This window comes from Paenibacillus litoralis, from assembly GCF_046244365.1.
Classification (GTDB): domain Bacteria; phylum Bacillota; class Bacilli; order Paenibacillales; family NBRC-103111; genus Paenibacillus_V.
The window spans coordinates 3,422,501-3,446,551 of sequence record NZ_CP176395.1 but is presented as its reverse complement, the minus strand read 5'-3'; the positions used below and the strand labels follow the sequence as shown (position 1 = coordinate 3,446,551).

Annotated in this window: 13 protein-coding genes, 1 tRNA gene and 2 rRNA genes; all 16 read right to left on the bottom strand. The window is 50.8% G+C overall.

Translation table 11 applies throughout. The features are described from left to right. Positions 1-401: 401 nt before the first annotated feature. The gene (locus ACKGJP_RS13770) at positions 402-2,030 is read right to left on the bottom strand and encodes an extracellular solute-binding protein (protein ID WP_409346198.1); all 1,629 of its coding nucleotides are present in this window, start codon (positions 2,028-2,030) and stop codon (positions 402-404) included. Positions 2,031-2,112: 82 nt separating this feature from the next. Continuing rightward, positions 2,113-2,994: a carbohydrate ABC transporter permease gene (locus ACKGJP_RS13765; RefSeq protein WP_409346197.1), complete on the bottom strand. Its 882-nt coding sequence runs from the start codon at positions 2,992-2,994 to the stop codon at positions 2,113-2,115. A 13-nt stretch (positions 2,995-3,007) separates the two neighbouring features. Continuing rightward, positions 3,008-3,922: an ABC transporter permease gene (locus tag ACKGJP_RS13760; RefSeq protein WP_409347157.1), complete on the bottom strand. Its 915-nt coding sequence runs from the start codon at positions 3,920-3,922 to the stop codon at positions 3,008-3,010. Positions 3,923-4,239: 317 nt separating this feature from the next. Beyond that, positions 4,240-6,585 (bottom strand): helix-turn-helix domain-containing protein, encoded by a 2,346-nt coding sequence (locus ACKGJP_RS13755; RefSeq protein ID WP_409346196.1) that lies wholly within the window; start codon positions 6,583-6,585, stop codon positions 4,240-4,242. A 185-nt stretch (positions 6,586-6,770) separates the two neighbouring features. Beyond that, positions 6,771-8,396, bottom strand: coding sequence for an ABC transporter substrate-binding protein (locus ACKGJP_RS13750; RefSeq protein WP_409346195.1), 1,626 nt, complete (start codon positions 8,394-8,396; stop codon positions 6,771-6,773). A 241-nt stretch (positions 8,397-8,637) separates the two neighbouring features. Further along, positions 8,638-10,386, bottom strand: a complete 1,749-nt coding sequence (locus ACKGJP_RS13745) for a hypothetical protein (RefSeq protein ID WP_409346194.1) — start codon at positions 10,384-10,386, stop codon at positions 8,638-8,640. A gap of 127 nt (positions 10,387-10,513) precedes the next feature. Further along, on the bottom strand, positions 10,514-12,745 hold the full coding sequence (locus tag ACKGJP_RS13740; protein ID WP_409346193.1) for a right-handed parallel beta-helix repeat-containing protein: 2,232 nt from the start codon (positions 12,743-12,745) through the stop codon (positions 10,514-10,516). Positions 12,746-12,974: 229 nt separating this feature from the next. Next, entirely contained in the window at positions 12,975-14,126 is a 1,152-nt protein-coding gene (locus tag ACKGJP_RS13735) for a M20 family metallopeptidase (RefSeq protein ID WP_409346192.1), read from the bottom strand. A gap of 72 nt (positions 14,127-14,198) precedes the next feature. Continuing rightward, positions 14,199-15,932: a dihydroxy-acid dehydratase gene (locus tag ACKGJP_RS13730; protein ID WP_409346191.1), complete on the bottom strand. Its 1,734-nt coding sequence runs from the start codon at positions 15,930-15,932 to the stop codon at positions 14,199-14,201. A gap of 15 nt (positions 15,933-15,947) precedes the next feature. Next, positions 15,948-17,093: a Gfo/Idh/MocA family protein gene (locus ACKGJP_RS13725; RefSeq protein WP_409346190.1), complete on the bottom strand. Its 1,146-nt coding sequence runs from the start codon at positions 17,091-17,093 to the stop codon at positions 15,948-15,950. Between the two features lie 80 nt (positions 17,094-17,173). Then, complete coding sequence (locus ACKGJP_RS13720; protein ID WP_409346189.1) at positions 17,174-18,055, bottom strand: carbohydrate ABC transporter permease; 882 nt, start codon at positions 18,053-18,055, stop codon at positions 17,174-17,176. A gap of 12 nt (positions 18,056-18,067) precedes the next feature. Next, positions 18,068-19,039 carry an ABC transporter permease gene (locus tag ACKGJP_RS13715; RefSeq protein ID WP_409346188.1) on the bottom strand — a complete coding sequence of 324 codons (972 nt, stop codon included), beginning with the start codon at positions 19,037-19,039 and terminating at the stop codon, positions 18,068-18,070. Positions 19,040-19,751: 712 nt separating this feature from the next. After that, positions 19,752-20,327: a DUF1003 domain-containing protein gene (locus tag ACKGJP_RS13710; protein ID WP_409346187.1), complete on the bottom strand. Its 576-nt coding sequence runs from the start codon at positions 20,325-20,327 to the stop codon at positions 19,752-19,754. Between the two features lie 237 nt (positions 20,328-20,564). Further along, positions 20,565-20,681: ribosomal RNA gene (gene rrf, locus ACKGJP_RS13705) — 5S ribosomal RNA — on the bottom strand. Between the two features lie 3 nt (positions 20,682-20,684). Then, positions 20,685-20,761: transfer RNA gene (locus ACKGJP_RS13700), tRNA-Met, on the bottom strand. A gap of 202 nt (positions 20,762-20,963) precedes the next feature. Further along, positions 20,964-24,002: ribosomal RNA gene (locus ACKGJP_RS13695) — 23S ribosomal RNA — on the bottom strand. Positions 24,003-24,051 lie beyond the last annotated feature (49 nt).

The window sequence follows — 24,051 nt, the reverse complement described above, 5'->3', positions numbered from 1 at the left end:
ACCGAATATATAGGTTCAGAATCGTTGAAAACCTTGCGATGAGCAATATACAACTTTCCGTCAATATACCTTATTGTACCACCGCCCTGCGGACAGCGGCTATTAACCTCTGAAGCGCAAGGATAAACGCCTATCGGAGTCCTTTGGAGCCAGACGTTTACCGAGAAAGCGAACAATCCGCGGAGTTTATACTTTCTGAGACTTTAAGAAAAACCGTCCGGAAGATCACCAGACGGTCCTTGGTGCGTAGCTATACGTTTGCGCGGTACCCCCTTCAAGGAGAGGAGAGATCCGGTTCCACGACAATAACGGATTTCCGCGGCGCTATTTACTTTCTAGAATTCGCAAAAAAAATCCAAGCCGCTTTGACAGTTGAGAAGCGGCTTGGATTCCATACCTATTTATTTACGTGAGTTAAACCGGTCAAAAGCAGCCTGATTAATTTTCGTCGCTTCCTCGATTTTCATGTCTTTCATCTTTTTAACAAACTCATCAAATTTGCTGATCGGTTCCACACCCATAATGAATTTCGTTACCATTTCACTTTTATACGTGTTGATATCGTTCATGATCGTAGGCAATTTCGAACTCTCATCCGAATTGAAGCTCAGTGTCGGCACATTCAACGCCGTGTCTCCTTTTGCCCAGTTTCGGACGGATTCGACTTGTTCAGGCAAACCGAAATTAATTTGTTGGTACGGTTCGTAATCCATCACTTTCGTAAAGCCATTAATAGGGAAAGCATATTGGACAATGGCCTGGCTGGGGGCCTTCCCTTCACTGTTTTTCAAGATGTTGTCGGTGAACTGCTTTTTCCCGTTATTAACCGTGTAGCTTTTGCCTTCGATCCCCCAGTTAAGCAGTGCTTGCCCTTCCTCGGAATACATATAATCCATCAATTTGGCAATTTCCTTCTGATATTTGCTTGATTTGGTAATAACAGCGGACAACCCTACTTTTTGAATGCGATCTCCCGCATGATTATAGGCTTTATCGGCCGGGCCAATTGGAGGCGTTACCCCCTCAAGCGTAAAGTTCGGTAATTTGGCTCTTGCAGCCTTCGTGTTGTTCCCGAGTCCCGACCCGACATAGCCATAGGTAGAACCGACGAGGTCTCCTTGGATTTTGGCGTTCAGGCTTTTGTTGTCGATCGAGGCGTATTCGGAATCGATAAGCCCTTCTTTATACCATTTGGCCATTGTCGCAAGGTATTCTTTGTACTGCGGCTGTATCGGGCCGTAAGCCATTTTTCCGCTTTGCGGATCATTGTAAAACCCGTCCAAAATTCCCCATGCCGCCGCTAACTCGCTGGTCATGAACGATTCTTTGGAAGTGCCGTAAGGGATTTCATCCGGTTTGCCGTTGCCGTTCGGATCCTTCTCTTTAAACGCTTTCAGCGTCGTATACCATTCGTCAATCGTTGTCGGTTGCTTGAGTCCAAGTTTATCCAGCCAGTCTTTCCTGAGCATGTGTCCTACATACGTTGTTCTTTGCGGATCGGGATCAAGCTGAAAGAAGGCCGGGTAGGTCCCGTCATCAAGCATGGCAAACTTTTTCACATCAGGGTACTTATTCAAAACATTTTTATAATTGGGAGCATACTTATCGATGAGGTCGTTCAGCTTTATGGCGACTTCCTTGTCGATCATACCTTGCAGCCCTCCAGGTACGCTCGACCAGTTCCAAAAAATGACGTCCGGATATTCCCCGGAGGCCAGCATCACATTGAGCTGGTCATTCGAGGACGGATGCTGCCACTCGATGTGAATGCCGGTTCGCTTCTCGAGTTCTTTAAATCCTTCGGACTCCCCCATATTCTGGAGAACACCGCTGGCAAAATTGGTCTGGTACCATTTGATCGTAATCGGTTTTTCCACAATCGGCAGCGACTTCCCGCCATTGCCCGCTTCGGCGCTCGGAGCCGAACTTTTTTCAGGCTCGGCTGTATTTTTGTCCGAACACCCGGCAAATACGGTCGCAAGAAGCGCAGACGCAAGAAGCGCACTCATTGCTTTTCTGTTTTTGTTCATGTTAAGAACCCTCCTTGAACGATTGATTTTATGATAAACCTCCGGCAGCAATCCGCGGAATTGCCGTGAAGGATTCACCCGGTTAGCCTTTAATGGCGCCGATCATAACGCCTTTGACAAAATATTTTTGGAGAAACGGGTAGGCTAGTAAAACAGGTATCGTCGCCACCATGATTGCGGCATATTTAATCATTTCGCTCATGTCCTGCCCATTTTTCGTGCCTAGACTGACCATCATATCTTCTGTTTTGCTGTTGATCAAGATGTCCCTCAGAACAAGCTGAAGCGGAAATAGCTTCGGCTTCGTCAAGTAAATGGAGGCGTTAAACCAGCTGTTCCAGTGGCCAACCCCATAATAGAGAAGCATAACCGCTATAATCGGCATCGATAACGGTATGACAATTTTAAACAGGATCACGAATTCATTCGCTCCGTCGATCTTGGCCGATTCCTCCAAGCTGTCGGGGAGGGACTGAAAATACGTGCGCATAATAATCATGTTCATTGCGCTGATCAGTCCCGGCAAAATAACGGCCGCCCCCGTATTCAGAAGCCCCAATTGCTTGACCATCAAATAGGTGGGGATCAAGCCTCCGCCAAAGAACATCGTAAATACGACGTAGTACATGATCGCATTTTTCAAAAACAAATCTTTACGCGACAAGGCGTAGGCCAGCATGGCCGTAAACACGACATTAAGCGTCGTTCCAATCAAAACGTAAAACAAAGTGTTCCGGAATCCGGTCAAAATCATCTTGTTATTCAGAACGGCCTTATAGGCATCGAGGTGGAAACCGATGGGCGACAGCAAAAGCCCCTGGTGTTTTCCCATCTCGGCAGGATCGCTTACCGAAGCGAGGGCAACATACAAAAACGGATAAAGCGCGGAAAACATGAGCAGAAGCAGGAAACCAACGTTTCCTATGTCAAACAGCATTTCGCCAAAACTTCGCCTTGCACGCATTTCGGCTCCTCCCTTACCATAAACTCGTTTCCGAAAATTTCCGGCTTAACCGGTTCGCAATAATGATCATGATGAAATTGATAGCCGAGTTGAATAATCCGACAGCCGCACTATAGCTATAATTTGCTTCAACCAGACCTTTCCGGTAGACGAATGAAGAAATCACATCCGCCGTTTCATAAGTGGAAGGGTTGTAAAGCAAGATAACTTTTTCAAATCCGACATCCATCATATGGCCCATTCTTAAAATGAGCAGGATGATGATCGTGGGCGCAATTCCGGGAAGCGTAATGTTCACCAGCTGTCTCCAGCGGCCCGCTCCGTCTATCTTGGCAGCTTCATACATTTGCGGATCGATCCCGGATAAAGCGGCGAGGTAGATGATCGAACTCCATCCGATTTCCTGCCAGATGCCGGAACTGACGAAGATGGTTCGAAACAATCCGGCATTCATCAAGAGATTTTCTCTTTTGCCTCCGATCCATGCGATCAAATCGTTGATCAACCCATTCTGGGCGGTAAAGTCGATGATCAATCCGCATACAATGACCATCGAGATGAAGTGCGGAACATAAGTAATCGTTTGTACGGCACTTTTGAAAATCCGGCTGCGAATTTCGTTCAAAAGCAATGCCAATATAATCGGCGCGGGAAAGCCGAATAACAAGGAATACAAATTGATCAGCACCGTATTTTTCAAAATCCGCCAAAAGTAATAGCTTTCAAAAAAATCTTGAAAATGCTTAAAGCCTGCCCAAGGGCTTCCTGATATCCCTTTTACGGGGATGAAATTTTTGAAGGCGATCTCTGCTCCATACATGGGCCAATAATGATAAACCGCATAATAGACGATTCCGGGCAGCGCCATGAGATAGATGAACTTATTCCGAATAAGATCACGGACAAGATGCCGGAAAAAAGACTGCATCTTGTTCCATGCAACCGGACTGCCTCCTACTGATTTTTCAACTGGCGGCTTGGAAACCTCCATAATACTCGCACACCTCTTTCCATTCGCTTCAGCTTGATGTGGTTCCACTTTCGTACAAATGAAGCATAAGGGAAACCGGCCTGCCCGAACAGATTCAGAACTTTGCCGGATGGGCAAAACTACAGATTCGGCATGTTCATTTATTAATGATCATTTCTTTGGGAGCCGGAAAAAATGAAAAAACGAGCGAATCTACGGGCTTCGTCCCGTCAATAGACGGAAAGCTTGCCGTGCTCACTCGTTTATAAAGCATTTTATTTGTTGTTTTCCCTATATTCCCCGGGAGTCATGCCCTCGACCTTTTTAAAATTCCGAATCAATACGCCGCTATTGGAGTAACCGACTCTCTGAGCGATTTCCTGCAGCGTAAGTGTCTCATGGATAAGATAACGCTTGGCCGCTTCCAGCCTGATTCCGTTCATATAGCTCATAAAGTTTTGGCCGGTCTGCTCTTTAAAGAAGTTCGACAGATAGGTCGGGTTTATGCTGAATGCATTCGCAACGGCGGCAAGACCCAGATTATAGTCGGCATAGTTGTTCTCCATATATCGGATAATATTTTCTTTCAAACCGAGATTATTGCTTTTCTTTTTTTCAACAACAAACCGGCAAGCCTTAACATAAATGACTTCCAAAATCTTTTGCATCTCTTGGATCGTGCGGCAAGAGGTCAATTCTTCATAAGGATTGAATTCACGGCCAAAAATATGCTCATAAGGAACCGAAAAACTGCCAAGCACCTTAAACGCAGTTCCCATCATATCGAAAAACAAACATCTTGCCATTCCAAGCCCTAGCTTGCCGGACACAAAGTTCAGATCAAACACTTCCTGCAGGATGGCAAGCGCCCTTTTCGAATCCCCGAGCTTGATGCTGTTAATAAGCAACACTTCCGTCTCCGTCGGGTAGATATAGGTTTGATCCGATGCTGCCGTTTCAATTTCGGCGAAATCGATAACCGTACTTAATCCTTTCACAACCTGATAGTCGATAGCCGTCAAAGCTTCATTGTACGATTTGTTGATACCTGTCATACCTTCATGGATACCGCCGATGGCAACGCTGATGTAATTGGAAAACTTTTGCATAATGAACTGAAGCGTTTGATCGGCTATCTCCTGTATTTCCTTTCGGCTGTGTTCCCCGGCATCGTGCAGATTGATCAATAGCCCCAGCCGATCCAAATCGATATCGACTGTATAAACCGCCGCTTTCCCCCCGCCCAAGTGCTCCAGTACATTTCCAATCACAAATTTGGAAAAGTTGCGTTCTTCCATCGAATGGGCATGGTACTCGTCCACATTGACAAGCAAGAAGCAATAGAAACCGGCAGGAAAACGAATCCCCATGCTTTCCAGAGAGCTTTCCAAATTGTCGTCAACATACACCGATCCTTTCACCAAATGCGTCAAAAAATGGGAACGCAAAATCGGCATCTGACGATCCATTGACTTCTTGATCGCATCGTTCTCCCTCAAGGCCGTATTCGCGGCGTACTCTATAAATTGAAGCTCGTTGGTAATCGTTGTGCCGCCGTCACCTTCCGTAAACTTCTCCTTAAGCCAAACCGCAAGCTTCTTGATTGGCCTGTAGTTCCCCCTTGCAAGCGCGAACGCGAGAGCGACCCCCGCGGCAAATAGACAACCGGATATAAGGAGCGTCATCTTTTGGATATACTTTGCGTCATGCATGATTACTGCTGTGGGAATGACCGAAACATACGTCCAGCCTCCCGGTTTCGAAGTGACGCTGGACATGATCGACTCCCGATTCCCGATCGTTGTATAAACGCTGTCATTATGGAACGGGATGTCGCTCTCTTTGGCCTGGTTCAGAAAGTGTTGATCGCCCATTCCGACCAGCACATGTTTATTGTTATCGGTAACATAAACGGCGCCCTTATTCAAAAAAGGAATGTCCGTAAGCAATTCCTTTATTTTATTCTGATCGATGGAGATCACCAATGTTGCATATGGGCCGTTAGTCGGACCGAACGAAAACGTTTGCAATAAGATTAAAAGATCTTTATGCATGGTAGAATTGTCGATCGCCTCTTTCACCGGTCTATATTCCATAACATGCTTCTGCTGAAGCAATGCTTTCCATTGTTCCTGTGTCCATTCGGGATACCGGGTAACATCGCTGTACAAAGTGTCAGGTGTAGATTTCGTACTGTGGGAAAGGATAATATCCGGTTTATTGAAATAGATGTAAATGCTATCGATAAAGCTGTTCGCCGATTTAAATCTGCTTAGCATTTGAACCGCTTTGGACATGTTCAACTTATCTGCGGCATCCATCTCGGGTCCGACATTAAGGAATCTCTGAATGTCCGGGCTGAATGACAAATTGTTTGCCACTTCTTCAATGTTGTGCAAACGCTCGTCCAAAACACGCTGCGCCTGCCGCAAAATAGACAAATTATAATTGGCCGTCTCCTTCTTGAGCAGATCGGCATATTTGGAGTGGGTAACCGTTTCGGCAATAACGGGAACGATCAGCATTAAAAGATAAGAGAACAGAAGGGTAATAAACAAGCTTCGCCGTGTAATCAATCCCGTTAACGCCTTCAAGGAAGGGATCTTTGTTATTCGTTCCATCGTATGCGTAACCCTTTCAAGATGAAGTGTAATTATGAACAGTCTAATGAGTTACGAATAAGGAGTCAACCATAAAAAGCGTTAACGGTTGAGATCGATTAACCGGGTAGAGAGAACTCGAGAGCTCTGAAGGTCACGCACATGCTAATCGGCGCCCTATTCGGAGGGCGCCGCGCTCACCTTGCTTATTTTTTCTCGTAAATATCCATGACCGTTACGATCTTGTCTTTGTTTTTATTGTAGTACGTATTGTACCACTCGTCGATTTTACCGCCGCCCGCTTTGGTCCACATGTCCTTTGCCGTCTGGGTAGCCTTCTCCGCGCTATAGTCATTGGTGACGATCGCCTTCGAATACTCGTCTCCCAATTTGGCAACGCTCTGGTTGATCATATTCAGATCGTTCGGCAAAGCCGGTGCGTTCAGGAAATAACCGGGCATCGGCGTTTGCGGATTCAAGTAAACTTTACGGGCCGTCTCCAAAATGGCTTTATATTCCTGGCCGACGGTAGTGCTTGTGTCGAGTTGCATGACTAGGGGATCGCATTTGCGAGTCGCATCGGTCGGATTGCTCACCATCGAATAGTCGACGTTCCAGGAAAGTTCTTTTTTATTTTTCTCCAGATCGGCGGGAGCCGGGCAACCTTTGGCATCCAATTTGTAGTGTTCTCCCTCGATTCCCCATTTGAGCGCTTTCACCGTCTCTTCTTTATTCAGAAAATCGATATATTTGATGATGGATACCGGATCTTTCGCATTCGCGTTAATAACGCCCGGTGTCGATCCCGGTCCGCCAAGCGCCGGAGCGAACTGGCCGAACGGACTTCTCGGCAGCATGATCGGAACGAGCTGGCCTTCAGGCACGTTTTTCTTGAAAGCCTCGAAAGTCGTCTTCACATCCGCCCACTGCATCGTATAGAAGCCCAGTTTTCCGTTTACGAAATCGCGCTTGGCTTTTTCCCCGTTCGCATCGGCGGCAAAATCCTTATCGATGAGGCCATCCTGATACAACCGCTTCTTGAATTCGGCGATCGCTTCCCTCTGTTTCCAAGGATACACCATTTTCCCGTCTTCCAAGGCATGCCCGGCACTCGGCACGCCGAAAATCCAGTTGAATATATTTGAGTTAAACCCGCCTCCGAGCGACATGCCGAACGTGTCTTTCTTTCCGTTTCCGTCCGGATCGTTTTCCGTAAACGCTTTGGCGACGGCATACAATTCCTCGGTCGTCTTCGGAACCTCCAAATTGAGCTTCTTGAGCCAATCCGCCCGCACCAGAAAAATCCAGTTGATGTCCGTCGGAACGAGAGCTCCGATTTCATACAGTTTTCCGTCGTCTTGGGTTCCCAGCTTGCGCAAAATCGGGTATTTCTTGAGCAGCGCTTTGTATTCCACGCTGTGTTTCTCGATGAGATCATCGAGCGGCATTAACTGCTTGGACGCATACCAGGCATTTTTGTTATTAGCATCGTAATCCTGGATAAAATCCGGCGCCGTGCCCGAAGCGAGCAGGACGTTCAGCTTTTCTCCCGGATTGTTGCGCGGGATCGGCACGAAAGTGGCGTCGACAGGCGCATTTTTGTTGATCCATTCGGTCCAGCGGTTTTTCTCGTACGTGCCTTCCTCTGCGGGAACGCGGCCACGGTCGTAGACCATGACGGAAATTTTCCCTCTCTTTTGCGCTTCAGCCGTTGCCGACGGACTCTTGTCTGACGGTTGGTCTCCTTGCTCCTTGGCGCAGCCTGCGAGCGCGGTTCCTGCAGCAAGCGTGGAGGCAAGTGCCCATACGATCGTTTTCTTAGTTCTCTGCATACATAATCCTCCCTTTTTTTAGTAGCAGCCTCAATACGTTAGAATGAAAAAACGGCGAGTCTCGAACATCACCTCCTGCCGGAATCGCGTTACTGCTAGTTCTAATTCAAACCGAATACAGGAGGAAAAACCATACACAAATTGCCGGTTCGATATACGATAATCCAGTTTCTGCGTAATAGCGGCGAAATGGTATATAGCCGATTATCGCTTACTGGACAAAATCTCCCTTGTCGTGCGTCTACGTTATCTCCGTTTCAACATCGTTGATCCGTGCAATTGCCGTTGTCCCGTCCGCAAATTGATTGCTTGAAATCGTTACATTCTTGCATGCATGAAGCTGAATCGGATATGGCATAACGTTATGCACCGGATAGGAATCGCTTCTCTTTATGACATTGCCCGCGAAGGTGATTCCGTCGACAGAACGGCCGTACACGATACCGGTATCGAACGTGGCAAAAACATTGTTTTCAATCAAAATATTGCGGTGATAACACGCTTCATGCGCCTCCGGACGCTCGATCTCGGGATCGATGTCAATGACGGCTCTTCCCCAGTCCGGACAGCAATGATTGCAATCCAAAAATTCGTTGCCGCGAATCGTAACCTGCTTCACCGCCCCCGACTCGAACCAATAGTTCGCATCTCCGGAAATTTTGATGCCGGCCCCCGGGGTGCTGATCGTATTACCCTCAAGCAGCACGTTACCGGATGTGGTAATCAAGAAACCGCGGGCGCGGTTTGCCCTCACGGTGCAGCCCACGACCGTCAGATCCGGATTCCATGTCGCATTCCCGATCACGTCATGGACGTTCAAGCCGTTTGGCAGCGGCTGCTCGAATGTCAGCAACAAATAGTCCTTATTCAGCGTTTTCACATCTTGAATCGTGGAAACTGCGTACGTAAGCAGCGATTCGGGGCGAACGAATTCGATCGTATCCCCCGGCTCGGCAATCGGTATGCCTTTTGCCATCTCATGAACCAGTTTGATCAATAACCGGTTGTCCCCGATACGTTCCGCAATCCGGGCATAGATGCCGTGTACGTTGCACGGATCGTCCAACTGATTCTCGAATAAGCATCGGTCGATGACGATCTGCCCCCGGCAGTTTACAAAGTGCGAGGCATCGGCGGCGGCGGTTACGAGACGGTCCGTTCCCTGTCTAAGCAACACATTGAATTCGTGCAGGCGAATATGCGTGCATTTCTGCGCGATGAGTCCCATCCCCGGGGCATGATGGACACGGATCGATTCCAGGCTGATGTTCTCCCCGCCATTGATGAAAAAGGCCGGGTCCTCTCTTTTCCCGAACCGCATGACGACAACGTTTCCCGCCTGCGGCAGCTTCATGTTGTGACCACGGTACGTGATCACGCCTGGGGCCGTCTCTTCGACGCGCAAGTTGCGGTACCGTCTCCAGCTCAGCCTGTCGCCGCTTTGATAGGCAGGCGCCTTCGTCCGCTTGTCGAATTCGTTCAGTCCCCATACCTTTTCCGGTTTCCCGCCGTACTCGAACCATACTGCGTTGTTTTCCACTTTATAATCGGCACCCTCGGGCAGCCGGATGTCGAACGATTCGGCGTCAACGCGGCATACCGTTCCTTGGGCAAACATCGGTTTCTCCCAATCGACCGCGAGGTTTCGAATCGTTACATGGCTGCAGGCTTCGATAACAAAAGGAATCATCGGACCATGAAAAATAAATTCCGAGCCTTGTCCGTCGATCGTCAATCCGCTGCTGCCAGTCAAGTGAAAAGCAATGCGCCGCAAGCCTTCCTGATCGTGATTGGAAATAAACAGCATCTTCTCAATCGCTCGATCGGGCCAAAAATGATAGACGCCCTGCGGAAATACGAGTATGGCGCCATCGTTTTCCCGGCAAGCTTCAAGCGCCGACCGCACGGCCAACGTATTGTCAAAGTCTAGCTCCGGCTTTGCCCCAAACAGCTCTGCGCGAACAATTCGATTGTTTTCCCCCTTGTCCATGTCTTCCTCCTTAGCCTTAGGATATTCGCTCTCTCATTCAGTTCCCCGTATTCTATTATCTTCGATTACGATGTTGAGCGGATCGCCGTTAAACAATAATGCCGTCATCGCGTTCTCCTCTGAGCAGCTATGCTTTCGCTTCCCACAATATCGGGGTATTCGTTGTCGGAGCAACGGAGCATCGTATCGTAAAATGCGTAGTGGTCATGTCGGTAATCCAAACATGCCCCATATTGCCGAGCGGAGTCGGGGAGACGTATGCCGGCAAGTCGCCCAGGCTATGCTCAACGTTGACGGAATCCGACGATGCGCTTAACGTAGCCGTTCCGTGCTTGATTTGGCCGATATAGCCGAACGGGGACCATACGCCCGGGGTGCCGCCCGAGATGCAGATATGGCCGACGGGCTTCCCTCGCCCGATGTCTTTGCTCCAAATAATGGACATCGGCGTATACGTTCCTACCGTTGGAACTGCGCTGCCATAACGTTGGAGGGCTCCCGCCAGCGTAAAGTCGCTGCTTATTTTCCCCGCTCCGCTCGCCGTCACCGCCGCGTCGTATGTAATCTTCTCCGCCGCGTTCGGGCAGTCATAGTTGTTGTTCATGATGTATACGTTGCCTGTCGGATTGCTTCTGAACCGGATCGCGCCTAAGGAGGAGCCCGTTTTGATCGAATTGCCGCTAATGATGCCCGATCCGATGCTGATCCCGATCTGGCCGATCGTATCCTCGAACGTATTTCCCGTAAACACGAAGGATTCGATTAGCTTGATCGAGTTGGACGCGCCATCGGAGACGGTAAATCCGCCTTGCATGAAACGGTTGCCGGTCACGGTGCAATTGCTGGCCTGCAGCAGAACCTTGCAATCGCTTACCATATTGCCGGAGACGGCGGCATTCGAAGCCGCAATGCCCGGGTAATGCGAGACGGCATGCTTAACCCCTCGAACATGATTTCCCGCGATGGTCACCTTATCCACTACGGCCTGATTCGTCAGAAACTGAATGCCCTCCCCGTCCGTCACGTTCTCGACCGTGTTCCCCGTAATCGAGCTTTCGCCTCCCGGATTATGCGTGGGATTGTTGCCGACGGAATTGTCCATCCGGATCCCGGCCGTTTTGACATTCATGATCGCATTGCCGGAAATGGTGAAATTCGTAATGCTGGCGAGCGCGATGCCGTACCGCAGGTTTTTGAGCGTGTTGCCGCTGATGACCAAATTGTGGAGTCTGCTTGCGGCTGTTCCTGTTACTTCATCATTAGAATTGATCCCGCCGCCGATCGAATTGGCGAGGCCGTACGTACTAACGCCGTCGTACAGGAAGTTGCCGATGACTTCGCCGTTGTACATGCCTTCCGGGCTGCCCGCGTGCTTGAGCAAAATACCGTCGCCGTTATGGTGATGGATCCGGTTGTTCGCTACGCGCCAATTCCAGCTTCCGCCGATCCTTATTCCTTCTTCGCCCAAATAATAAACGTCGTTGCCTTCTACCGTGAAATTATTGCAGTGTTGGATATTGATGGCATCCGTACGATAGGAGATGTCCAGATTCGACAGCTTGAACTTGCCCGAATCCCGAACATCGATCCCATGCGCTTGTTTGGAAAACATCTTCGTTGTTTTCGAACTGGATATTTTCAGGTTTTCCACGAAAAAGTCGGTACAATTAAGGAAAGTAAGCACCGTAATCGTATCGGAAGCGTTGTCCAAAAAGAGTTCCGCTTTCGTTCCAAGCAAGCTGATTTTTTGTGCCGTTAACGAAAAACCGTCCGTGACCCGGTATTTCCCGTTCGGGAAATAGACAACGCCTCCGCCCGGAAAAGAGGAAGAAACGTATGCGATCGTTCCGCGGATCGCCTCCGTATCGTCTGTCGTTCCGTCTCCCTTCGCGCCGAACCAACGGACATCGATCGTATCATCCGCTATCATCCGCTTGAACCGGGCGCCGGACGCCGCTACGACAACCGTTCCCGTATTGTCGGCCGATGCGGTATCGGTCACATCGACCATGAAATGGCCCTCTTTCCCTTCATCCCGGACAAAATAGAGGAATTTCGGGTCGGGATCGGCGTTGGCCCTAATCTCGGCGATCGTAGTCGAAACGACCAGATTCGCTGCTTTTAATACGGGAAGCTTGGTCTTACCGGACAGCCCTTCATATACGGATTCGGTAACCGATTCTTCCCCTTTCCCGTAGGCGATGGACGGTCCGGACAGCATTCTGCCTGCGGCGATCGCCGCACCAGCCATGCCGAAGGCGGTCAACAATTTTCTGCGGCTGACTTTGACGTCCTTTTCCTGCGACCGATCCTGGTCCAAACGTTTCTCGGCATGCTGCTCCGTCTTTTCATTCGGCATATGGATTCCTCCTCATCATTGGGCCCTTCTTTGCAGCAGCTTGGCATAGGGACGGGCATTGGGTTCGAACTTTAGCTGCCCGCCGCCAGCCTTCCGCTCTTCCATGTCATCGACTCGCTCAGCAACTTCATCCGCTACGCATATTCGTCCCTCCGTCCCTCCCCATAATGGTATTGTTTGGGGTAGGGGCGATCCCCTTATGCAGCCTTTGCCGTAATGACTTGTCGTTTCATCTTATTCCAGATTGGATTTCCATGAATTCTTCGATAAATTGCAAATACACTTTGACGGTTAATTCAAGCTCATGGATTTCAACGTACTCCACTTCTCCATGCGCAGTATGCTGATCCGGTCCGTAGCATAATGCAGGAACACCCAGTGCGTTTGCAAAAATTGCGGCGTCGGTGACGACCTGCTTCCCTACCGGCGGGAATTCGATTTGTCTAACGTCTCTTACCGCACGCTGAAGCGCCTCTACTGCCGGGCTGTTTTTATCGATGCGGTAGCCGTCCCTTACTTTCTTCATCTCGAGACGGATACTGCCGCCGAGCCTTCCGGCAAGCTCGTTTAAGCCGTTCCGAAGCTCGCTTTCCACTTCCTCGTAGGATTGCAGCGGATCATACCGCCGAACGCCGACAAGAACGGACCGGTTCGGCAGCTGGTTATAAAATTGCCCGCTATGGACCGATCCCAAAAAATACGAAGCGTACCCGATATCTTCGATCCGGTGGTTCCGGAGTTCCAGATTCCATCGGTTCAATAGACCGATGATTTCGGAGGCGACGGTGATCGGATGAGGCGTATTCGGTGGCGCGTACAATTGATGGCAAGGCTCCCCCTCCCGTTCAATCACGATTTCGAACGTGGCCGATCCGAGCTGGGCTACCGTGCAATCCGTCGTGGCTCCTTCCATGACGACGACTGCGTCCGTCTTGATCGGGACTCGTTCCAAAAGGGCGTACAGGTCCTCTCCTCTTCCCCCAGGACTTTCGTGCAGGCTGTTCGCAACGATAAGCAGCCGTCCCGGCAGCTCGGTACCCGTTTCCCGCAAGCACCGCAAGACTTCAAGCACGCAGGCAAGAGAACCCTTCATGTCGCAGGCTCCTCTTCCATACACGCGGCCGTCCCGTTCTTCCGCAGCGTCATGGGGGATCGGAACCACGTCCATATGGCCGTTGAACAAAATCGTCGGGCCTCCGTTATCCTTCCCGTATACGGCGACCAAGGTCGGATTGTCCGGTATCCATTCATAGCGCTGCACCGAGCAGCCGGCTTCCATCAGCATTTGCTCGTAACGGTCCGCCATTCGCCGGGTGTCGCCGGTCACGCTCTCCATCTTGACGAGCTCGAGCGTATCGTCTGCGACGCGTCGTACATTCACCTGTTCCAGTATCCGCGAAAGCGACATTGTGCCTTACCCTTCTTTCTCCGCTGTGTTGATGGACGAAACAGCTTACCCTCTGCCGACGATCGGCGGGACGAAGTCGGCTTCCTCCTTGTTATCGGGACGCAGCACGTCCAGGTCGCAGCCTTCCGGCGCTTGCAGCGCATGCTCGGCGAACAGACGCGGATAACCGCGTTTATGCTGCGCTTCCGGCGGCTGCCAGGCTGCCAGCCGGGCTTCGATCTCGCTGTCGTCCAGCATCAGGCGAATCGTCGAAGCCTCGATATCGAGCTCGATCCAGTCGCCTTCTTGCACGATGGCAAGGGCCCCCCCCACCGCCGCTTCGGGTGCGGCATGCAGAACAACCGCACCGTAGCTGGTTCCGCTCATCCGCGCGTCGCTGATTCGCACCATATCGCGCACGCCCTGCTTCAGCAGCTTGGCCGGAATCGGAATGGAGCCCCACTCGGGCATCCCCATCGCCACCGGACCGCAATATTTCAAGACCAGCACGTGATCCGCCGTCACCTCCAGCTCGTCGCTGTCGATCCGCGCCAGCATATCCGTGTAGTTTTCGAATACGACGGCTTGCCCCCTGTGCTTCACTAAATGCGGTGATACCGCGGACTTTTTAATAACCGCCCCTTGCGGCGCAAGATTCCCTTTCAAAATGCCCAAACCGGCACGCTCCTTGAACGGTGCGCCAAGCGCGGCGATAACTTCCGCCGTCGTCTCGTATTCCGGCATCTCCGAGCCGTAGATGCGCCCGATCGTTTCGCCGGTACAGCCGAGGCAATCTCCATCGAGCATCGGCATCAGGTTGTGGATGACCCGCTGCAAGCCGCCTGCCCGATGGAAATCGTCCATGCTGTACGATCCGCTTGGCTGCAGGTTGACGATGAGCGGCACCGACTCCGTCAGCTCCGCGTATCGCTCGATCGGGATCCGGATACCGAACCTTCCCGCGATAGCCGTCAAATGAATCGCCGCATTCGTAGAACCGCCCATCGCCGCCAGCAGCTTGATCGCGTTATGAAAAGCAGGCTCGGTCATTAAGCGGGAAGGCGTGAGGTTTTCCCGCACCATATCGACGATTCGCATGCCAGTCGCTTCGGCCGCTATTTTGCGCCTGGCGTCGGTAGCCGGAATGCTGGACGTGCCGGGAAGCATCATGCCGAGCATCTCCGACAAGCTTTTCATCGTCGATGCCGATCCCATGACCGGGCAGCCTCCCAACGTGCACGAAATGGACTTCTCCAGCTCCTGCCATTCCTCATCGGACAGCAGTCCGGCTTTATAGTCGTCCGAGTACTTCCATAGGTCCGTGCCGTAATTGACCGTCTTGCCGCGGAAGCTGCCCGACGAACGATGGCCGGCGGCCAATTGCAGGGCCGGCAGATCGCAGCTCGCCGCAGCCATCAGCTGGGCGGGCACCGTCTTGTCGCATTCGCACAGCAGCACGACGCCGTCAATCGGCTGCGACCGGATGCTTTCCTCCAGATCCATGGAGAGCAGGTTCCGGTACAGCAGGTCGGACGGCTTCATAAAGTCGGCCGGCGTGGAAATCGTATGCAGCTCGATCGGGTAACCGCCCGCAAGCAGCACGCCCTTTTTGACGTATTCGACCAATTCCTTATGCGGATAATTACAGCTGTTGAAATCGTTCCAAGCGTTAAAAATGCCGATAATCGGCTTGCCGACGAAGGTGTCGGGATTATGCCCCATCGCCCGCATCGCGGAACGATGCTGGAAGGTCAATTCGGCGTTGTCGTTTTCGAACCACTCGCTGCTGCGTAATTTCATCGCTTTCTCCTTTCCTCACAATTTGACGATCTGCTCGCCGTACGTGGAATTTTTGCGGAAATCGGGCATTTCCATCGTCCGCCCGCCGTTCATGACCGACAGTTCGGACAGCAGCGCCACAGCCGTCCATTCGCAGGCGTCATAGACATCGATCGCCGGTTTCTGCAGCCCCTTCATGGCGTTGACGAAATCTTCGACGATGAAGAAATCGCCGCCCCAATGGCCCGCGGATTTTTGCTCCTCGGTTACGTTCTTGTACCTTTCGGGCAAATGCTCGTTAAAGTCGCTGAGCGGCCGCCATTCGGCATGACCCGGGTTTTCGCCGTCCGCGGCAAAGTACACTTTATGCTGATCCCCGAGTCCGCGCGGCGCTTCATAGCTGCCTTTCGTACCCTGAAGCGTATAGTAGCTCATATTGTGTGGCCGGTTCGATATGCAGTCCAAACGGAGCTTGATCAGCTTCCCGCTTTCCATCTGACACAGCGTAATGGACGTATCTTCTTGTCTAAAGCGTTTGTCCGTATGCCAGCCGGTCGCGAAGGTGGAGACGGATCGAATGCGGTCGCCAAACCAGTGCATGACGGGCCCTAGACTATGCGTCGGATAAAAGTTGCCGCGTTTGCCGAGCTGCCAGTATTTGCGCCACGATGGAACCGTGCTCTCCCCCACGCCGGGGCGATTGAACCGATAGGCAAGCTCGCGGATATTGTGCATATATTCGCCTTCGCCGAAATAAATCTCCCCGAACATTCCCTTCCTGACCATGCTGCCGATGAGCTGGTTTTGCGGAATATAGCAGTAGTTTTCGGCCAGCATGTAAACCTTCCCGGATTGTTCCACGGTTTCTTTCAACCACCAAAGCTCATCCATCGTTACGCCAGCCGTAACCTCGCTCAAAACGTGCTTGCCGCTTTGGAGCGCTTGAATGGTTTGCGGCACGTGCAGCTGCATCGGCGTGGAAATGACCACGGCATCGATATCCGAGGCGAGCATGTCTTCAAAAATTCTATACGTGCGGGGGATATCGTGCTTCTTGGCTTGCATCTGAAGATAGTCTTCATCCAGATCGCAAAGCGCCACCACCTCCGTGTCCGGTATGTATTTAAAGCCGGTAAGCATGCTTAAGCCCCTCACTCCGACAATTCCAACCTTGATCGTCATTTGTCATTGCCCCTCTCGCTCAGTAATAGACTTCCAATTCCAATAGGCATTTTCACGACGATTCGCTGCGGCCAACCCCTCTACCCTTTGATCGACCCGATCATGACGCCTTTGACGAAATATTTTTGCAAAAACGGGTAGACGATAAGCATCGGAACGATCATGGCAATGACGCCTGCCGATTGAATGGACTGCGGAGTGACGGACTCCATCATGTCCTGGCTCAAACGTCCCTCCGTAACCTGTTGAGCCAGCTGGTTGTTCATGATCATCTGCTGCACCAACACCGTCAAATTATGCTTTTCGGAGGAGTTGATATAAATCATGACGCTAAAGAACGAATTCCAATGTCCGACGGCATAGAACAGAATGAGCGTGGCGATGACCGGCATCGACAGCGGCAGCATAATCTGCATAATCAAACGGGTTTCGCTGCATCCGTCGATTCTCGCCGCGTCCTCCAGCTCCCTCGGAATATTCTCGAAAAAGGTTTTCAGAACGAGCAAATTGTAAACCCCGACAAGACCGGGCAGCCATAGAGCCCCGTACGTATTGACCAGTCCCAAGCTTTTGATCAGCAGATAGCTCGGTATAAGTCCGGCGGAGAACAGCATCGTGAAGAGAATCAGCATGGTTAGCGGTTTCCGGCCGTAAAAATAGGTGCGCGATAGCGGATAGGCCGCCAGAATGGTAAAGAACAAATTCAATATCGTGCCGACAACGGTAATCAGGACACTATTATTAAAGGCGCCTACGATTCTCGTTCCCTCGATCAACAGCTTATACGAATCCAGGGTGAAGCCGACCGGCCACAATCCGACAAAGCCGGAGAGCACGGCATGCTCCGAACTTAAGGAGAGCGATACGATATGAATAATCGGCAGAATGCAGCTGATGCCGAATAAACCGAGCAGCACATAATTAATACCATAAAAGATTTTCTCGCCGAATGACGACCTCATGTCGATTCTCCTTTACCATAGCCCCTGGTCAAATTTACGGGCGATTTTGTTCGCGGCCAGCACAAGCACTAGCCCGACTAAAGATTGGAAAAAACCTAAGGCAGTCGTTAAACTGAATTGTCCGCGCCCGAGACCGACTTCGTAGCTCCACACGCTGATGACATTGGCAATATCGCCGACCATCGGATTTTTGAGTACATAGATTTGATCGAATCCGACATCCATGACATGCTCCATTGAGAGGATCAGCATCAGCACGATGACAGGCGCAATGCCCGGCAGCGTAATATGCCAAATTTGCCTCAACTTGTTGGCACCGTCCAAGCTAGAAGACTCGTACAAGCTCGGATCGATATTGGCGAGCGCCGCCAAATAGATGATGGCCCCGAACCCGACTCCCCTCCATATCCCCGAACCTAGCAAAATGCCAAGCCAGGTCGACTTGTTATACAGAAACTGGATCTTCTCGCCGCCGAGCGCGCTAATGATTTTATTGATAATCCCCTGCTCCTGGGCAAAGATCAGCACGATAAACGAACCGACGATGACCCAGTTCAAAAAATGCGGCAAATAGACGAGCGTCTGGATGATGCGCTTATACACCATCCGCCTGATTTCGTTCAACAGGATCGCCAAAATAATCGGAAAGGGGAACGAGACAACGATGGACAGCACGCTTATAAAAAACGTGTTTTTGATAATGGAGAGCATCATCGGACTGTTAAACAGCAGCCGGAAATTGTCGAGGCCCGTCCAAGGGCTGTGAAGAATGCCTTCCGCCATGTTGTAATCTTTGAAGGCGATGATCAGTCCCCCCATCGGGACGTATTTAAAGGTAATGAAGTAAATCAGGATCGGCGCAAACATGATCATAAGGGGGACGTTCATGTTGAATCGGCGCTTTCGCCTGAGCCTTTCCTCCGCTGTGCGAACCGTACCCGCTCGCCGAAAGATGGTCTTTTTTGTTTCCATGTGTGAATTCATCTGCCTTTTCTCCTTATCCGCAAGATTGCGATGGTTGTGCTAGGGCGTGTCTGGAAACTCCGAGGGTAGCAGATTTTGCCGAATTTTCGTTCCTCCATCCGAAAGGTTAAGCTTAACCTTGTGCGGATTACGCTACGGTAAACGCACCGCCCAAGAGAGGGCGGAAGCCGTTTATCCTTGCATGCAAGGCGCGTTTGTGAAGGCGTACCGGGGGTACGTCAAGCAAACGGAACGAAGCAGGGGGCGAAAAGGCGGTGAAAGATGCCACTGAGTGGGTTTTCCGACACGCCCTAGCTCTAATTCAAGCGGAACACCGGAGGAAACGCCATACACAAGATTCCGTCCGGTATACGATAATCCAGTAATGGCGCGGTATGGGCGAAATGGTATATCGCCGAATTCCGTATATCGAGCCGCAACCCCCATGATCCGCACAAAAAAACCGGCGGCGTTATGCCGACCGGTTTCCTTCATCCTGCTTATTTTCCCATCAGATGCTCCAACACAAGCCAATCCAGGCTAGTCCTCATAACATATTGTCGCTAAATACTCCATTGATCCATCTGTCCCTTGACATATTGATGTTGTAACAAGCACTACTGTTTTTCCTTCGATAAATTTATTAATCTCTCTCTGCAACGAGTATACATTATTGTCAACAATTAGTTCTACTTTGGCCACACTCAATCACCGCCCCATCTATTTTCTTGAATTATTGTTTCTGTATGTCCTGTAACATCTTTTTTATTTCCACTAGATCATTTGTGACTACTTTTCTAAATTCAGCAAAATCTGCCTCAAGTCTATGTAAGTGTCCTTGCATATCATCTATTTCATGTTCTGCTTTGTAATTAATTGCAAAATCAATTACTGACTCCCTCTTGTCTCTTGCAGCTTGCCTATTTTGACTCATCATTATGATTGGAGCTTGAAACCCTGCAAGAAACGATAGGACCAAATTCAATAAAATAAACGGCGCTTCATCAAAATGCAAAACTTTCGTGAACGACAAGGTATTTACAATTATCCACAATGCAAGGAGTGTAAAAAATATGATAATAAATCTCCAACTACCTCCGAAAGATGCTATTCGGTCAGCCAATTTATCTGGCCACTTTGTTGATTTCGAGTATTCCTCATTAATGTGTGCATGGATGTGATTCTCGAATTCGTCTACTAGTGTATTAATTCGTTCGTCAAAATCCTTAATATTCTTTGAAATATCATCCTTCAACAATTTCACTTCTTTCCATTTACTTAATTTCCAACAAGGAAACTTTTCATTCAAAATCTACTTTCTCGATTAGTTATCCGTCGCCAAAATCGGGGTCACTTAGCGTATAACCATAGGGCGATCTGATGTTTTTCTTCACCGGTCCGAACAATTACCTCTGTTTCCGTTAAGCCAATCCATTTCTTCTGAAGAGGAAAAAGTTATTTTTTACAAATACGAGTTGGATTATACAACATGATAACACAAAAAAGCAGCCCCTTCACCGGATAACCAGTGAAGGGGCTGCGAGCTGCTTGGCAACGTCCTACTCTCCCAGATCCCTGCGGATCAAGTACAATCGGCGCTGGAGGGCTTAACGGTCGTGTTCGGTATGGGAACGTGTGGTTCCCCTCCGCCATCATCACCAAACGTTGGTTGCGGGGGCAGGATTTGAACCTGCGGCCTTCGGGTTATGAGCCCGACGAGCTACCGGGCTGCTCCACCCCGCGTCAATGATCAAACTATTCAGGTTGTCCGCATCGCCAAATGCGGTCTTGCTACGCTCTACCGTGCACTAGTCACATTCAAGCATAGGTTTACTCCCTGAAAACTAGATGCGAAGTTCTGCATTACAATCCTTATGTTTTTCCGGGCCCCGCCAAAGTACTCGGAATACGCTTCGTCAGCCTCTTCTTCACTTTGGTGGGAACTTTGGATAAGCCCTCGACCGATTAGTATTCGTCAGCTGCATGCATTGCTGCACTTCCACCTCGAACCTATCTACCTCGTCGTCTTCAAGGGGTCTTACATACTGGGAAATCTCATCTTGAGGGGGGCTTCACGCTTAGATGCTTTCAGCGCTTATCCCGTCCGTACTTGGCTACCCAGCGATGCTCCTGGCGGAACAACTGGTACACCAGCGGTACGTCCATCCCGGTCCTCTCGTACTAAGGACAGCTCCTCTCAAATTTCCTGCGCCCGCGACAGATAGGGACCGAACTGTCTCACGACGTTCTGAACCCAGCTCGCGTACCGCTTTAATGGGCGAACAGCCCAACCCTTGGGACCTACTTCAGCCCCAGGATGCGATGAGCCGACATCGAGGTGCCAAACCTCCCCGTCGATGTGGACTCTTGGGGGAGATAAGCCTGTTATCCCCAGGGTAGCTTTTATCCGTTGAGCGATGGCCCTTCCATTCGGTACCACCGGATCACTAAGCCCGACTTTCGTCCCTGCTCGACTTGTCTGTCTCGCAGTCAAGCTCCCTTATGCCTTTGCACTCTTCGAATGATTTCCAACCATTCTGAGGGAACCTTGGGGCGCCTCCGTTACGCTTTAGGAGGCGACCGCCCCAGTCAAACTGCCCGCCTGACACGGTCCCTCTCCCGGATCACGGGAGTAGGTTAGAACCTAGATACGATCAGGGTGGTATCCCAACGTCGCCTCCACACAAGCTGGCGCTCATGCTTCTAAGGCTCCCACCTATCCTGTACAGATCGTACCCAAGTCCAATATCAAGCTGCAGTAAAGCTCCATGGGGTCTTTCCGTCTTGTCGCGGGTAACCTGCATCTTCACAGGTATTAAAATTTCACCGGATCTCTCGTTGAGACAGCGCCCAAGTCGTTACGCCATTCGTGCGGGTCAGAATTTACCTGACAAGGAATTTCGCTACCTTAGGACCGTTATAGTTACGGCCGCCGTTTACTGGGGCTTCGGTTCACAGCTTCGGGTTGCCCCTAACCGCTCCCCTTAACCTTCCAGCACCGGGCAGGCGTCAGCCCGTATACTTCGCCTTGCGGCTTCGCACAGACCTGTGTTTTTGCTAAACAGTCGCTTGGGCCTTTTCACTGCGGCCCCCTCGGGCTATTCACCCTACCGAGGCACCCCTTCTCCCGAAGTTACGGGGTCATTTTGCCGAGTTCCTTAACGAGAGTTCTTCCGCGCGCCTTAGCATGCTCTGCTCGCCTACCTGTGTCGGTTTGCGGTACGGGCACCTTCGCCTCACTAGAGGCTTTTCTTGGCAGCATGAGTACAAGACCTTCGGTACTTTCGAAATTTCCCTCCCCATCACAGCCCAGCCTTCACGATGTGCGGATTTGCCTACACATCAGCCTCACTGCTTGGACAGACACTTCCATCCGTCTGCGTCCTTGCCCTTCTGCGTCACCCCGTCGTTCAAACGGCTACGGTGGTACAGGAATATCAACCTGTTGTCCTTCGACTACGCCTTTCGGCCTCGCCTTAGGTCCCGACTTACCCTGAGCGGACGAGCCTTCCTCAGGAACCCTTAGGCTTTCGGCGGACAAGATTCTCACTTGTCTTTTCGTTACTCATACCGGCATTCTCACTTGTGTACTGTCCAGCCGTCCTTACGATCGACCTTCAACCTATACACAACGCTCCCCTACCCACGTATCGCCTTCACTCCAGCTTCGATGCCGTCTTTCGCTTGGGCATTTAGCCAAAACCATGACACTTTGTTCATGTTATGTTTTGGCGAATGTGCCGGTGCTATTCCGTTTCAAAGATGCAGTGAAGACGATACGAGCCATAGCTTCGGTGGCGTGTTTAGCCCCGTTACATTTTCGGCGCAGAGTCACTCGACCAGTGAGCTATTACGCACTCTTTAAATGGTGGCTGCTTCTAAGCCAACATCCTGGTTGTCTTTGCAACTCCACATCCTTTCCCACTTAACACACACTTGGGGACCTTAGCTGATGGTCTGGGCTGTTTCCCTCTTGACAATGGATCTTAGCACTCACTGTCTGACTCCCGGACAGAAGTATGTGGCATTCAGAGTTTGACTGGACTTGGTAACCCTTGGCGGGCCCCGCACCCAATCAGTGCTTTACCTCCACTACTCTCATTCCGAGGCTAGCCCTAAAGCTATTTCGGGGAGAACCAGCTATCTCCGAGTTCGATTGGAATTTCTCCGCTACCCCCACCTCATCCCCGAATTTTTCAACATTCGTGGGTTCGGGCCTCCAGTGCGTGTTACCGCACCTTCACCCTGGACAGGGGTAGATCACACGGTTTCGGGTCTACGACCACGTACTCATTCGCCCTATTCAGACTCGCTTTCGCTGCGGCTCCGCCTCTTCAGCTTAACCTTGCACGTGAACGTAACTCGCCGGTTCATTCTACAAAAGGCACGCCATCACCCATTAACGGGCTCTGACTTCTTGTAAGCACACGGTTTCAGGTTCTATTTCACTCCGCTCCCGCGGTTCTTTTCACCTTTCCCTCACGGTACTGCTTCGCTATCGGTCGCTAGGGAGTATTTAGCCTTGGCAGATGGTCCTGCCGGATTCATACGGGGTTTCACGTGCCCCGCACTACTCGGGATCCGTCTAGGGATACGTTCGTTTTGAGCTACAGGGCTGTTACCTGCTATGGCGAGCCTTTCCAGACCGCTTCACCTAACGAACTTTTCCCACATTGACGTCCCACAACCCCAAGGAGCAAGCTCCTTGGTTTGGGCTAATCCGCGTTCGCTCGCCGCTACTGACGGAATCACTATTGTTTTCTTTTCCTCCAGGTACTTAGATGTTTCAGTTCCCTGGGTATGCCTCCGATACAGCTATGTATTCACTGTATGGTACACGCGCATTACCACGTGCGGGTTCCCCCATTCGGACATCCCCGGATCGACGCCTGCTTACGGCTCCCCGAGGCATTTCGTTGTTCGCCACGTCCTTCATCGGCTCCTAGCGCCTAGGCATCCTCCGTGTGCTCTTAGTAGCTTAACCAATGATCTCTCTCGAGATCGCTACAAAAAAACTAAGGATGTTTTGCATT

Bases quoted from the DNA above. Each gene is read 5' to 3' on its own strand.
- ACKGJP_RS13770 (WP_409346198.1), bottom strand. From the start codon at position 2,030: ATGAACAAAAACAGAAAAGCAATGAGTGCGCTTCTTGCGTCTGCGCTT.
- ACKGJP_RS13765 (WP_409346197.1), bottom strand. From the start codon at position 2,994: ATGCGTGCAAGGCGAAGTTTTGGCGAAATGCTGTTTGACATAGGAAAC.
- ACKGJP_RS13760 (WP_409347157.1), bottom strand. From the start codon at position 3,922: ATGCAGTCTTTTTTCCGGCATCTTGTCCGTGATCTTATTCGGAATAAG.
- ACKGJP_RS13755 (WP_409346196.1), bottom strand. From the start codon at position 6,585: ATGGAACGAATAACAAAGATCCCTTCCTTGAAGGCGTTAACGGGATTG.
- ACKGJP_RS13750 (WP_409346195.1), bottom strand. From the start codon at position 8,396: ATGCAGAGAACTAAGAAAACGATCGTATGGGCACTTGCCTCCACGCTT.
- ACKGJP_RS13745 (WP_409346194.1), bottom strand. From the start codon at position 10,386: ATGGACAAGGGGGAAAACAATCGAATTGTTCGCGCAGAGCTGTTTGGG.
- ACKGJP_RS13740 (WP_409346193.1), bottom strand. From the start codon at position 12,745: ATGCCGAATGAAAAGACGGAGCAGCATGCCGAGAAACGTTTGGACCAG.
- ACKGJP_RS13730 (WP_409346191.1), bottom strand. From the start codon at position 15,932: ATGAAATTACGCAGCAGCGAGTGGTTCGAAAACGACAACGCCGAATTG.
- ACKGJP_RS13725 (WP_409346190.1), bottom strand. From the start codon at position 17,093: ATGACGATCAAGGTTGGAATTGTCGGAGTGAGGGGCTTAAGCATGCTT.
- ACKGJP_RS13720 (WP_409346189.1), bottom strand. From the start codon at position 18,055: ATGAGGTCGTCATTCGGCGAGAAAATCTTTTATGGTATTAATTATGTG.
- ACKGJP_RS13715 (WP_409346188.1), bottom strand. From the start codon at position 19,039: ATGAATTCACACATGGAAACAAAAAAGACCATCTTTCGGCGAGCGGGT.